Source organism: Halomonas huangheensis, from assembly GCF_001431725.1.
Taxonomy (GTDB): Bacteria; Pseudomonadota; Gammaproteobacteria; order Pseudomonadales; family Halomonadaceae; genus Halomonas; species Halomonas huangheensis.
This window is the reverse complement of sequence record NZ_CP013106.1, coordinates 1,726,639-1,739,185: the sequence shown is the minus strand read 5'-3', so window position 1 is coordinate 1,739,185 and position 12,547 is coordinate 1,726,639. Positions and strand designations below refer to the sequence as shown.

General features: G+C 57.0%; 13 protein-coding genes. 1 reads left to right on the top strand and 12 read right to left on the bottom strand.

All coding sequences use genetic code 11. From position 1 onward, the window contains the following. Window position 1: 1 nt before the first annotated feature. The 12 genes from AR456_RS07845 to rpoE form a co-directional block, all read right to left on the bottom strand. Window positions 2–382, bottom strand: coding sequence for a holo-ACP synthase (locus AR456_RS07845; protein WP_021820835.1), 381 nt, complete (start codon window positions 380–382; stop codon window positions 2–4). A gap of 36 nt (window positions 383–418) precedes the next feature. Next, complete coding sequence (gene pdxJ / locus AR456_RS07840; protein WP_021820834.1) at window positions 419–1,213, bottom strand: pyridoxine 5'-phosphate synthase; 795 nt, start codon at window positions 1,211–1,213, stop codon at window positions 419–421. A 209-nt stretch (window positions 1,214–1,422) separates the two neighbouring features. Beyond that, window positions 1,423–2,118, bottom strand: a complete 696-nt coding sequence (gene recO, locus AR456_RS07835; RefSeq protein WP_021820833.1) for a DNA repair protein RecO — start codon at window positions 2,116–2,118, stop codon at window positions 1,423–1,425. A gap of 63 nt (window positions 2,119–2,181) precedes the next feature. Further along, the gene (era, locus tag AR456_RS07830; RefSeq protein ID WP_021820832.1) at window positions 2,182–3,081 is read right to left on the bottom strand and encodes a GTPase Era; all 900 of its coding nucleotides are present in this window, start codon (window positions 3,079–3,081) and stop codon (window positions 2,182–2,184) included. Further along, complete coding sequence (rnc, locus tag AR456_RS07825; RefSeq protein WP_021820831.1) at window positions 3,078–3,767, bottom strand: ribonuclease III; 690 nt, start codon at window positions 3,765–3,767, stop codon at window positions 3,078–3,080. The genes era and rnc overlap by 4 nt, the downstream gene beginning before the upstream one ends. Window positions 3,768–3,871: 104 nt before the next feature. Beyond that, a complete protein-coding gene (gene lepB, locus AR456_RS07820) occupies window positions 3,872–4,657 on the bottom strand; it encodes a signal peptidase I (RefSeq protein ID WP_021820830.1) in 786 nt (261 codons plus the stop codon). An 11-nt stretch (window positions 4,658–4,668) separates the two neighbouring features. Next, complete coding sequence (gene lepA / locus AR456_RS07815; protein WP_021820829.1) at window positions 4,669–6,486, bottom strand: translation elongation factor 4; 1,818 nt, start codon at window positions 6,484–6,486, stop codon at window positions 4,669–4,671. Between the two features lie 213 nt (window positions 6,487–6,699). Beyond that, window positions 6,700–8,124, bottom strand: a complete 1,425-nt coding sequence (locus AR456_RS07810) for a DegQ family serine endoprotease (protein WP_021820828.1) — start codon at window positions 8,122–8,124, stop codon at window positions 6,700–6,702. Window positions 8,125–8,342: 218 nt separating this feature from the next. After that, window positions 8,343–9,377, bottom strand: coding sequence for a MucB/RseB C-terminal domain-containing protein (locus tag AR456_RS07805; RefSeq protein WP_021820827.1), 1,035 nt, complete (start codon window positions 9,375–9,377; stop codon window positions 8,343–8,345). A gap of 101 nt (window positions 9,378–9,478) precedes the next feature. After that, window positions 9,479–10,216: a sigma-E factor negative regulatory protein gene (locus AR456_RS07800; RefSeq protein ID WP_021820826.1), complete on the bottom strand. Its 738-nt coding sequence runs from the start codon at window positions 10,214–10,216 to the stop codon at window positions 9,479–9,481. After that, window positions 10,213–10,404: a hypothetical protein gene (locus tag AR456_RS07795; RefSeq protein WP_021820825.1), complete on the bottom strand. Its 192-nt coding sequence runs from the start codon at window positions 10,402–10,404 to the stop codon at window positions 10,213–10,215. Before AR456_RS07795 ends, AR456_RS07800 begins: the two co-directional genes overlap by 4 nt. Window positions 10,405–10,464: 60 nt before the next feature. Next, on the bottom strand, window positions 10,465–11,070 hold the full coding sequence (rpoE, locus tag AR456_RS07790) for an RNA polymerase sigma factor RpoE (RefSeq protein ID WP_021820824.1): 606 nt from the start codon (window positions 11,068–11,070) through the stop codon (window positions 10,465–10,467). A 332-nt stretch (window positions 11,071–11,402) separates the two neighbouring features. Here rpoE and AR456_RS07785 point away from each other — a divergent pair, with 332 nt between their 5' ends. Further along, entirely contained in the window at window positions 11,403–12,476 is a 1,074-nt protein-coding gene (locus AR456_RS07785) for a 3-deoxy-7-phosphoheptulonate synthase (RefSeq protein ID WP_021820823.1), read from the top strand. Window positions 12,477–12,547 lie beyond the last annotated feature (71 nt).

Sequence of the window (12,547 nt, the reverse complement as noted above, 5' to 3'; positions counted from 1 at the left end):
CTCAGTCGCCTTCAAGTACCACGAAGGCGACCGCCATATCCGACTCGTCACTGATACTCAAGTGACTGCGAGTGATCCCGCGCTCGGCAGTCAGCCGAGCCGCAGTGCCGGACAGAGCCAACTGTGGCTGCCCGAGAGCATTATGCACGACCTGAATTTCCCCCCAGTTCATGCCTAGCCGCAACCCGGTACCCAGTGCCTTGAGGAACGCTTCCTTGGCGGCAAAGCGCTTGGCCAGCCATGCCGCAGGTTGAGCGGACTCTGCGAAGCGCTGCTGCTCCTGCTCACCGAGTATACGATTCGCGAACCGATCACCATGACGCTCCATAGCGACAGCAAAACGCTCGATACGGGCGATATCGGTGCCAATTCCGAGGATCATGCCACTTCTCTAGCTACATGCCCTGGGCGCAGCAACTCAGTGTTCATGGTCATGCTCGTGCTCGTGCTCCATCCCATCAATCGCCGCGACCAACCCCGCCTCGTAACCGGCAATCATCAGACGCTTCATCTCGGCGACGGCATCCTTGAGGCCAACAAACAGCGCCCGAGCAATGATGGCATGGCCGATGTTGAGTTCATGCAAACCAGGAATGGCGGCGATGACCTCAACGTTGTGATAGTGCAAACCATGTCCGGCATTGACCACCAGGCCAAGTTCCACCGCCATTTCCGCTGCAGCCACCAAACGCTGATACTCGGTTTCCGCCTGCACCGGATCGGCCTCGGCGAAGGCGCCGGTATGCAGTTCGATGGTCGGTGCGCCAGCACGGTGTGCTGCGGCAATCTGGTCGGGGTCGGGATCGATGAACAGGGATACGTCACACCCCGCAGCTGCCAGCCGTTGGCAGGCATCGCGCACCGTCTCGAAGTGCCCGACCACATCCAGCCCTCCTTCGGTGGTCAGCTCTTCGCGCTTCTCCGGTACCAGACAGACATGCGCCGGACGCACTTCCTCGGCTAATGCCAGCATCGGCTCGGTGACAGCCATCTCGAGGTTCATACGTGTGTTGAGCACCTCTGCCAGCAGCCGGACATCACGATCCTGAATATGCCGGCGATCCTCACGCAGATGTACGGTAATGCCATCTGCTCCAGCCTCCTCGGCAAGCAGCGCCGCCTGAACCGGATCGGGATAGCGTGTCCCTCGCGCCTGGCGCAGGGTGGCGATGTGGTCGATATTGACACCGAGTAACAGTCGAGGCGGATACATCACGGGCTCCATAGCACAGGGAAAAAAATATCACTGGGAAAAAATAGCACTGGGGAAAAATAGCACCAGGCAAAGTCATCAAGCAGTTTGTGGAAAAAATGGCCTTCAGGGAATGAGGATCATTGAACCATGTACATTGACGATCTTACTCGCGGTGTTTGCAAACACCCTCTGATGAGGATGCAGAACAAGGGAATCTGCGCATGGTATCACTGCGCTCGGCGACGTTGCGCCATGGTTTGCATCAGTTCGCGAGAGCGTAAGGGCCGATCTCCCAACAACGCTGCCAGTGCCGCACGATTCACCGCCTTGGCAACCCCGGCCAACCCAGGCTCGCTCCAGTCAGAGTGGGACAGCAGCCGCAGTGTGCGGCCATCAATACCCCGAGCGGCCGACACAAAGCCGCGGCTGTTCGCGTCATACTGATAACGGGCCTGTGGATCCAGTGCTTCACCAGCTGGCCCACAGAAGCGTGGGGCAGCGTCCAATGCATCAAGCAGAGCCACTTCCAGGCGCCGCAACCCCGGCGCCCGCCCGGCTGGACGCACCAGATCAGCAAGCAGCGAAGTGTAGAAGGCGAATACTTCCGGTACCGCAAACTCCACCGGCAACAGGCGCGTCAGTAGTTCATTGGCGTAGAGACCACACAGCAACCCCTCACCGACCAGCATTGCAGCAGTGCCACGTGACTCTACCAGGCGTAGACGCTTCAGCTCACGCTCACCCTGCCAGGTGATATGCAGGGGCGCAAAGGGTTGCATCTGACTGCGGGAACGACTGCCAGGACGCTGAACGCCCTGAGCCACGGCACGCACTCGGCCATGGTCCAGGGTCAGCAGCTCTACCAGCGCACTGGTTTCGCGGTAGGGACGTTTGTGTAGCAGAAAAGCGGGTTGTGGCTGCATCACTGAGACTCGGCAACGATCGACAATCAGCTGATCAAGAGACGGGAGGTGATGCCATGCTCGTCAGTCGAGGTCGTAACCGAGACTCTTCAACGCACGCTCATCATCGGACCAGCCGCGCTTGACCTTGACCCACAGATTAAGCATGACCTTGGTGCCGAATGCGCGCTCCATATCAAGCCGTGCCTCGCGGCCGATGCTCTTGATGCGCTCGCCATTCTCACCGATCAGGATCTTCTTCTGTCCCTGACGTTCGACCAGAATCAGCGCACTGATATGGGTGACACGCGGCTCCTCACGAAACTCTTCGATCTCCACTGCCATCTGATACGGCAACTCATCGCCCAACTGGCGCATGACTTTTTCACGAACCAGTTCCGAAGCCAGAAAACGTTGGCTGCGATCAGTGACCTGATCTTCCGGGAAGTGATGAATCCCTTCCGGCAGATGGCGCGCGATCTCCGTCTCCAACTCAGGGACATTGCTGCCATGCTTTGCCGAGATCGGCACCACCGCAGCAAACTCACGACGGGCTCCCACCTCTGCCAGCCAAGGCAAGAGGCTCGCCTTGTCATTGAGACGGTCGACCTTGTTTACCGCCAGAATTACCGGTGCATCGACATGTTCGAGACGCTGCAACACGACTTGATCCTCGTCAGACCAACGAGTACGGTCGATCAGGAACACCACACAATCGACATCATGCAAGGCCTGCACTGCCGCATGATTCATGAAGCGATTGATCGCCTTGTTGCGATCCTTCGCCAGAATATGGATCCCCGGTGTGTCGACATAGATGAACTGGACATCATCCTCGGTCTTGATACCCATCACCTGATGGCGAGTCGTCTGTGGACGCCGCGATGTGATGGAAATCTTCTGGCCAAGGATACGATTCATCAGCGTTGACTTGCCGACGTTGGGACGACCGACGATGGCAACAAAGCCGCAGGTCTGGGTCATAAACTGACTCCCTTGGGGTCCAATAGAGCGAGGGCACGCTCGGCGGCCTCCTGTTCGGCGTGACGGCGGCTGGAGCCGGTACCTACCGTATGCTGTTCGAGCATCTGTATGTGGCACTCTACGGTAAAGACTTGCGCATGCGCCTCGCCTTCCACAGTGGTCACCTCGTAGCGAGGCAAGGGTGACTGCCGCGACTGAAGAAACTCCTGCAGGCGTGTCTTGGGATCCTTCTGGGATTCCTTGAGATTGATGTTCTCCAGCCGCTCGGCGAACCAGCTCAATACTCGCTGACGGACAACATCCATTCCCGCGTCCAGGTAAATCGCACCAATCACCGCTTCCACCGCATCGGCAAGAATCGACTCACGACGATGCCCGCCGCTCTTCATCTCACCTGAGCCCAGACGCAGGCATTCACCAACGCTCATCTCGCGTGCCAACTCGGCCAGTGTCTGTCCCTTGACCAGGCGTGCGCGCAGACGGGAAAGCTGGCCTTCACGCGCCTCCGGAAAGCGCTGAAAAAGCGCCTCGGCAATGACGAAGTTGACGATCGAGTCTCCGAGAAACTCGAGTCGTTCGTTGTTGCGACCACCGAAACTTCGGTGCGTCATGGCCAGTTCAAGGAGCGCAGGGTCCTTGAACTCGTGGCCGATTCGGTAACTGAAGGTGATCAGGGGATTACTCACGACACTCCTGCTGACTCTAGATAATGATGGGGCTGGTGGTCTGGAGGCCAGCGAAGGCTTGCAAGAGCCTCCGCCAGCTACCGAGAACGCGGTAGTTTCCGGGCTCAGGGAATCAACCTCACACTGGTGAAACTCGGTAGACCACCATCCCAATGCATCCACACGGCAAATGCCTTGCCGACAATGTTTTCTTCAGGAACGAAGCCCCAGTAGCGACTGTCATCGGAGTGATCACGGTTATCTCCCATAACGAAATACATGCCCTCAGGCACGACTCGTTCATGCCTCAATACACCGGGCTCTCCTCGACTATTGTAGATATGGTGCTCATGTTCGCCCAACTGCTCGACAAACATCTCCTCGCCAGGCGCACTTTCCGGGTTGGAATCGACCACGGTCTTTCTCACCGGTTCGCCGTTGACGTACAGCTGCTTGTTGAGATATGCGACACGATCTCCCGGCAGGCCAACCACACGCTTGATGAAGTTGACCGACGGATCCCGCGGATAACGGAAGACCATGACATCACCACGTTCCGGCTCTCCAACCTCTATCACCTTGGTGTCCAGCACCGGCAAGCGCAGTCCATAGGAAAACTTGTTGACCAGGATAAAGTCGCCAACCTCAAGGGTCGGCCGCATGGATCCGGATGGAATCTGGAAAGGCTCGACTACGAAGCTGCGCAGTACCAGTACCACCAACAACACCGGGAAGAAGGAGCGCGCGTAATCGACTGGCCAGGGATCCTTGACGCCAGTAGAGACAGCAACTGTACCATCCGCGCCCCCTCCTGCCGCAGCACGTCGACGGGGCCTCCACCAGATCATATCGAGCAACGCAATCAGCCCCGTGACCGCAACCGCGATCACCAACATCAGGGAAAAATCCATGTACGTCCTTCCTAATCGTTCACCTTGAGCACGGCAAGGAAGGCATCCTGGGGAATTTCCACTCGGCCGACCTGCTTCATGCGTTTCTTGCCCGCTTTCTGTTTCTCGAGCAGCTTCTTCTTGCGGGACACATCACCGCCGTAACACTTAGCGGTTACGTTCTTGCGCAGTGCCTTGACCGTGGAGCGTGCCACTACCTGACCACCGATCGCAGCCTGGATGGCTACATCGAACATCTGACGCGGAATCAGCTCTTTCATCTTCTCGACCAACAGCCGACCGCGGGTGTGGGCATGATCACGGTGGATAATCACCGCCAATGCATCGACACGATCACCGTTGATCAGTACGTCGAGACGCACCAGCTTAGCGGCCTCGAAGCGTTCAAAGTTGTAGTCGAGAGAGGCGTAACCTTTGGAGATTGACTTGAGGCGGTCGAAGAAATCCATGACCACTTCGCTCATTGGCAACTCATAGGTCAACTGGATCTGGCTACCGAGAAACTGCATGTCCTTCTGGGAACCACGACGATTCTCGCACTCGGCGATGACGTTACCGACGAACTCCTGAGGCACGAGAATACTGGCGCGTACGATCGGCTCACGCATCTCGTCGACATCCGCCATATCCGGCAGTTTGGAGGGGTTGGAAACGTAGTTGACGCTCCCATCCTTCATCGCCAACTCATAAACCACCGTCGGTGCAGTAGTCAGCAGATCGAGATCGTATTCCCGCTCGAGCCGCTCCTGGACGATCTCCATATGCAGAGTGCCGAGGAAACCGACACGGAAACCAAAGCCCAGTGCATCGGAGTTTTCTGGCTCATACTCAAGCGAAGCGTCGTTCAGCGCCAACTTGGCGAGGGCATCGCGGAAGTCCTCATAATCATCGGCACTGACCGGGAACATGCCCGCATAAACCTGCGGCTTGACCTTCTGGAAGCCCGGCAGACGTTTGACCTCGGCCGTCTTCGCATGAGTGATGGTGTCACCCACTGGCGCTCCATGGATATCCTTGATACCGGCTACCACGAAGCCTACCTCACCGGCACGCAGCATAGTGGTTGCCTTGCGCAGAGGAGTGAAGATACCAATCTCGTTGGCTTGCCAGTCACGGCCGGTGGACAGGATCCGAATCTTCTCGCCCTTCTTCAGGGTGCCATCGAAGATTCTCACCAGCGACACGACGCCGAGATAATTATCGAACCAGGAATCAATGATCAGAGCCTGCAATGGCGCTTCACGATCTCCCCTGGGCGGCGGAATATCACGCACCAGGCGCTCGAGCAGGCCATCGATACCGAGGCCACTCTTGGCAGATACCTGGCAGGCATCGGTGGCATCCAGCCCGATGATCTCTTCGATCTCGTGCGCCACCTTTTCAGGATCGGCCTGAGGCAAATCCATCTTGTTGAGCACCGGCAGGACTTCAAGTCCCTGCTCAATCGCGGTGTAGCAGTTGGCAACCGACTGCGCCTCGACCCCCTGGGCGGCATCCACCACCAACAACGCACCTTCACAGGCATACAGTGAGCGCGACACCTCGTAGGAGAAATCGACGTGTCCTGGAGTATCGATGAAATTGAGCTGATAGGTCTCGCCATCGGCCGCAACGTAGTCGAGAGTTACCGACTGCGCCTTGATGGTAATACCCCGTTCGCGCTCCAGATCCATGGAGTCGAGGACCTGCTCCTTGAGCTCGCGTTCGGTCAGGCCACCGCAATTCTGGATCAAGCGATCAGCCAGGGTCGACTTGCCGTGGTCGATGTGCGCGATGATCGAGAAGTTACGTATATTATTGATTACCTTTCGGTTATCAGTATCTGACATGAAACGTGTTTCCGTCTGAAGGACGCGCTCGGCGACGAGCAGCTCGCCGGAAATCGGCGACGCGTGAGAAAAGTTGGCAACATTGTACCGGCATCCCTCTTGCGGCGCACCCCGCTATCCAGAGCACCGCCACCACAACAGCCATTATCAATGCCGGAAAAGCAGACGCCCGGGCTGACCCGGGCGTCCATGAAGCATATTGCCTTGGCGTGACTATTTGTCGTCCGCGCCCATACGCAGGGCAATGAACAACGAACGGCCATCGCGGTAGATTCGCACCGGTACTGCCCGATCACTCGGCAGATCTGCCACCAGGTCACTCAACTGGCGAGCACTCTCGACGGCCTGGTGATCGATACTCACCAGAACATCACCGGCCCTTATCCCCGTACTGGCCGCGATACCGCGCGGATCAATCTCGACCACACGCACACCGCTGTCGACACCCATCTGGGTCGCCTCGCTATCGCTCAAGGTTTGAACCGCGACGCCCAGGCGAGTCGGTGAGTTGCCACTATCAGAACCGTTGGCGTTTCCGGCCATGTCCTCAGGCCAGTCACCCACCGTGACGCTGACAGTCTGCTGCTCACCGTTGCGCAACAGTGTCAGTTCCACGTCAGAGTCGGGATTCACCCGACCAATCAGCCGTGGCAGCGTATCGGAACGCTCCACCTTCTCACCATTGACCTCGAGAATGATGTCGCCAGCTTCAATGCCATCACGGGCTGCTGGGCTATCCGGAGCCACATCGGCAATCAGAGCACCTTCCGGTTGATCCATGCCGAAAGATTCCGCCAGGTCACGCGACACCGGCTGAATCATTACACCCAACCAACCACGGGTAACATGACCCGAGTCGCGCAACTGACTGGCCACATCCATGGCAACGTTGATGGGGATCGCAAATGACAGCCCCATGAAACCACCACTGCGCGTGAATATCTGCGAGTTGATGCCTACGACTTCACCATCCAGATTGAACAGAGGGCCACCGGAATTACCCGGATTGATGGCCACATCAGTTTGAATGAATGGCACATAGGCATCACGTGGCAAAGTACGGTTTATCGCCGAGATAATGCCCGCCGTCACTGAGTGATCGAACCCGAATGGAGAGCCGATGGCGGCTACCCATTCACCCACCTTGAGGTCATCAGAATCTCCCAACTGCAATGTGGGAAGATTGTCGGCATCGACCTTGAGGACAGCCACGTCGGTCTTCTCATCGGCACCCACCAATTCGGCCTTGAGATCACGTCGGTCGTTGAGGCGAACCATGATCTCATCAGCACCATTGACCACATGGGCATTGGTCATGATGTAACCATCGGCGTCGATGACAAAACCGGAACCTAGAGACTGACGCTCCTCGGCATGACCACCACCGCCGGGAGGAGCGGGGAATCGATCACCAAAGAAGTGACGGAATATCTCGGGGACTTCCGGACCACTAAAGGCTCCGAAGGGAGCCGAATAGCCTTCAGTCACACGAGTCGTCGAAATATTGACCACGCCTGGCGCGGCGTCTTCAACCAACTGCGTAAAATCAGGCAACTCCCTGGCCATGGAGGTTTGAGCAAACACCAGCCCTGCAGCGAGTGTTGCCCATAGGGCCAGAGTACGTGTCATTGGCTTCATGCAAGGCTCCTATTGGAAAGCTATATGCGATGAATGCGATTGGATTATCGTCAGCAGTGCAAGACTGCCAATTTATCTACCGTCGGTATTGGAAAAGGTTCACTACTTAGCTGACAAACTTTCAATATCAGACAGCAGGAACCTGGAAAGGCATGATGGCTTTGGCATCACCACGAAGCAAGAGCGCCACGAAACCAGGACGTTATGAAGCCAGAACGTCATGACGCAGAGTCGGTAGCACTATCGGTATCAGAAAATTGCAGCATCTCGACAACACGCATCAACACGTTTGGCGGCAACTCCCCGACAGCCACTGCCTGCAAGGTTTCATCACCACGCTCAATACGTCGCACGGCAGCATGATTGGCGCCAAGACGATGCAAACCTGGACGTAATGCACCCTCCGCCACCAACGGCTCAACAAATAGACTGATAGTCGCGAGGCCGTCACTGTAGAGCTTGTGACGACGAGGATTATCCTCAGGTGAAGCCAACGCCATCAATGGCTGGGAAATAAAGCCAGCCGGCAACCAACCCGCCTTCCACTCGAGAGCAGCACTGGACGGTGGCTCCAGCAACTCGACTTCACCGTCATATAGGTCGGGCGGGGTCAGCTCAACCAGTTCGAAGGATTCAAGCACTCCTCCCTGGTTATCAAGCAACGCACGCTTGAGGGGAATTCCTGTCGCTCGATCAAGCCAGAGGCGATAGCCATAACGCAGACTATCCAGCGGCACGAACTCGACGGCAACCGCAGCACGGTTGGCAATCCGCTCCTCACCGCGAAAACGCAAACGATAGAGTTCGCTGAGGTGTTGAAGCAAGGCATCAGGAGATGCAGGAGCTGCCAGTTCGCCATCAGTACTCAACTGAAAGCGCATCGAGCCGCCCTCACGCCGCAACGAACGACTGGGACCGTTGAGAAAGAACATGCGGTCGCTTTCGACACCATTGTTGATATCGCGCACCAGCGACAACGTGACGACATCATCATCGACAACGCGTACAGCCCGAGCCTGGTAACGGTAACAATGGGTAGCCCAGATGCTGCGCTCGAACCATTGGTCCGGTGCTATCGCCGGAGGAGCCGACTCCAGCTGACGACAATCATAGACTGTCTGGACTCTGTCGTGGCTTGCAGCAATGCCGGACGGCACCGAAGCGGAACCTTCACCAAATGCGGGAAGCGCCAAGAACCCCAGACCAATCGCCATCAGGCGAGCCAGGTGATGTGCGGTTCTCAAGTGAGGCATATCAGGGTATCCCGAACCGAGGACAAAGGCAGGAATGGTAAACGCCAATCAATCACCAACATTGACTGATCAGCGTTTCAAGGCATGAGATGGAAGAGCTGTCAGTTGCTGGCAGAGCTTACAGACGTCTCACGCAGCATCGGCATCCAGTTATCGGCTGTGCTGAATGCAGCACCTTGAGCATGGCGATCCAGGTAGGATTGCAACAGATATGCCTGCTCCTGATCAGCCTGCCGGGACGATGCCGAGGCAGACGGCGCGAGGAACATTGGCGATGCCACCTGAGCACCAACGGTCATCAGCCCTTTGCCATCACCAGAGTTCTGGCCGGCCTGGAACATCGGCAGATCCATCAGTGAAGGCTGTCCCGCTGACACTGTGGCCAGCCCCGAACCCGACACTCGTCCGGAATCAATACCCGCAGAGCCAGAGCCACTACTGGAAGCCAGACCTGGAGCTGCAGTACCAGCGCCACTCGGGTCGCTCAGCGAACCGTTGTAGAACTGCACACCACCGATCATCATCAGTGATACCGTTGCAGCGATTCCAGCACCTCGCGCCAGACTTATGCCACCACGACGCTCCTGAATATCATCCATCCCGGATTGCGTCACCGGCGCTGGCTCATGTTCAAGCTGAGCCATGATACCGACCGAAAGATCCACGCTGGGATCACTATCAGTCTCGCGCCGCATAATAGAGCGCATCAGGTGATAGCGTCGCCAGCTCATCGCCGCGTCTTCATCGCTGTCCAGCGATTTCAACACTCGGCGCAACTCGAGCTCATCACCTTCATTATCCATCAAAGCTGAAAGCGATTCCCGTGCGTTCAGAGTCATTCTCCACACCTCATATCGACGAAGCGTTGCGCCCCACTGTCATTGATCCCCAAACCTGCCAGGAGTTTCACTCCCGGGGTAACAGAAGCGCGACCGTCCATATTCTCGTCTTTCCAGATACGGTCACTGGGTATGACGCCCATTTTTCTGAACAGTTCATCCCAATTTGAAAAAAATGAGGAAGACATCTTCAACCCACCTCCTCAGCAGCCTTGTCAGCCCTGATTCCACGCAGCAGACCAACAGTGTCAATCCACTAACGACTCGTTGTTACGCGAGGTCGTCACCAGCGGCTGGATATGTTGATCCACAGCCTCACGAGCTCGGAAGATTCGCGAACGCACGGTTCCTACCGGACACTGCATGATCTGGGCAATATCCTCATAGGACATCCCATCAAGCTCGCGCAGAGTAATGGCAGTCCGCAGATCGTCAGGAAGATTTTCGATAGCTTCAAATACCGCAGCCTCGAGCTGATCCCTGGCGATAGCCGCTTCCGGCGTTTCGATATCGGCCAGACGTCCGCTCATGTCAACGATCTCGGCGTCATTGATATCGAGATCACTGCCTGGTGGACGCCGCCCTCGCGAGACAAGGTGGTTCTTGGCCGTATTGATCGCTATGCGATACATCCAGGTGTAGAACGCGCTTTCCGCGCGAAACTTTCCAAGCGCGCGATAAGCCTTGATGAAGGCTTCCTGGGCAACATCCTGCACTTCTGCATGATCATTGATATAGCGTCCGATCAAGCCAAGAATCTTGTGCTGATATTTTTTTACCAACAGATCGAAGGCTCGGGTATCGCCTTTCTGTGCTCTCTCGACTAGCTGCTGATCAGTTTCCCTGCTCGTCATGCGTCTCCTCCCCGAACACGTCGGGACGGCGTCGCAAAGCGGGTGGCAGAGACCTCGTCTTCGTCAGCAAGGGTCCACCTGAAGCCTGGTGGCTGAAATAGGATCATGAGATTCGTCACGCTAAAAGGCACAAGTGTTCCTGTTTCGCAGCCTCGCATCAAGCATCCTTTACGTGGAACCGTTGAGGGGCTGTGACAGCATAAAAACGTCAGGGTTCCTGAACACACAATTGAATTTGCCTGGTGCCCAAGAGATAGTAGACGCCTTACGATACAATGGGGAACGCGATACCGCACCCTCCAGCGCTGACACGATACACACAGGTAGCCCTCATGTCCGACCAGCAGGTCAATAATCTCAACGTTCTCGCCCAGGATGTCCTCGTCACTCCGGAGCAGCTCAAGCAGGAAATTCCGCTCACGCCGGAAGCCGAAGCCACAGTACTCGAGGGCCGCCGCACCATACAGAACATCCTCGACGGCAAGGATTCGCGCCTGCTGATGGTGGTTGGCCCCTGTTCGATCCACGATGTCGATGCCGCACTCGACTATGCTCGCCGCCTGCGTCGGCTGGCCGATGAGGTGAAAGACACTCTGTATATCGTTATGCGCGTCTATTTCGAAAAACCGCGCACCACCGTGGGCTGGAAAGGCTTGATCAATGATCCCCACCTGAACGGCTCCTTCCAGATCGAGGAAGGTCTGCATATCTCCCGCCGTTTACTGGTCGAGCTGTCAGAGCTGGGCCTGCCGCTGGCCACCGAAGCCCTCGACCCGATCTCGCCCCAATATATGCAGGACTGCATCAGCTGGTCCGCGATCGGTGCACGTACCACCGAATCCCAGACCCATCGCGAGATGTCCTCGGGACTGTCGTGCCCAGTCGGCTTCAAGAATGGTACCGACGGCAGCCTCGACGTCGCCGTCAACGCCCTGCAGTCCGTCTCGCATCCACACAACTTCCTTGGCATCGATCAGCAAGGCCAGGTGGCGATCATCCGCACGCGTGGCAATGCATACGCCCATGTAGTGCTGCGTGGCGGCAACGGCAAGCCCAACTATGACAGCGTCAGCGTGGCCCTTGCCGAGCAGGAGCTCAAGAAAGCCGGGATCAAGCCCAATATCATGATCGACTGCTCCCACGCCAACTCCAACAAGGATGCCGCCCTGCAACCACTGGTGCTGGAGAACGTTACTCACCAGATCCTCGACGGCAATCGTTCGATCACCGGGCTGATGGTCGAATCAAATATCGGCTGGGGCAACCAGAAGATTCTCGACGACCATTCACAGATGGCATATGGCGTCTCGGTAACTGATGCCTGCATCGACTGGGACACCACTGTCGAGGCCCTGCGCAGCATGAACGAGCGCCTCGGCCCGGCCCTCAGCAAGCGCCTGTCCTGATTCAGACGACGCTGTAGCAATAGAAAAAGACAGAAAAGACCGCGCCCGCCCTGGATCAACTCCAGCGGCGG

Excerpts from the sequence above, each read along its gene's own strand:
- AR456_RS07845 (WP_021820835.1), bottom strand. The coding sequence starts at position 382 with ATGATCCTCGGAATTGGCACCGATATCGCCCGTATCGAGCGTTTTGCT.
- pdxJ (WP_021820834.1), bottom strand. The coding sequence starts at position 1,213 with ATGTATCCGCCTCGACTGTTACTCGGTGTCAATATCGACCACATCGCC.
- recO (WP_021820833.1), bottom strand. The coding sequence starts at position 2,118 with ATGCAGCCACAACCCGCTTTTCTGCTACACAAACGTCCCTACCGCGAA.
- era (WP_021820832.1), bottom strand. The coding sequence starts at position 3,081 with ATGACCCAGACCTGCGGCTTTGTTGCCATCGTCGGTCGTCCCAACGTC.
- lepB (WP_021820830.1), bottom strand. The coding sequence starts at position 4,657 with ATGGATTTTTCCCTGATGTTGGTGATCGCGGTTGCGGTCACGGGGCTG.
- lepA (WP_021820829.1), bottom strand. The coding sequence starts at position 6,486 with ATGTCAGATACTGATAACCGAAAGGTAATCAATAATATACGTAACTTC.
- AR456_RS07810 (WP_021820828.1), bottom strand. The coding sequence starts at position 8,124 with ATGAAGCCAATGACACGTACTCTGGCCCTATGGGCAACACTCGCTGCA.
- AR456_RS07805 (WP_021820827.1), bottom strand. The coding sequence starts at position 9,377 with ATGCCTCACTTGAGAACCGCACATCACCTGGCTCGCCTGATGGCGATT.
- AR456_RS07800 (WP_021820826.1), bottom strand. The coding sequence starts at position 10,216 with ATGACTCTGAACGCACGGGAATCGCTTTCAGCTTTGATGGATAATGAA.
- AR456_RS07795 (WP_021820825.1), bottom strand. The coding sequence starts at position 10,404 with ATGTCTTCCTCATTTTTTTCAAATTGGGATGAACTGTTCAGAAAAATG.
- rpoE (WP_021820824.1), bottom strand. The coding sequence starts at position 11,070 with ATGACGAGCAGGGAAACTGATCAGCAGCTAGTCGAGAGAGCACAGAAA.
- AR456_RS07785 (WP_021820823.1), top strand. The coding sequence starts at position 11,403 with ATGTCCGACCAGCAGGTCAATAATCTCAACGTTCTCGCCCAGGATGTC.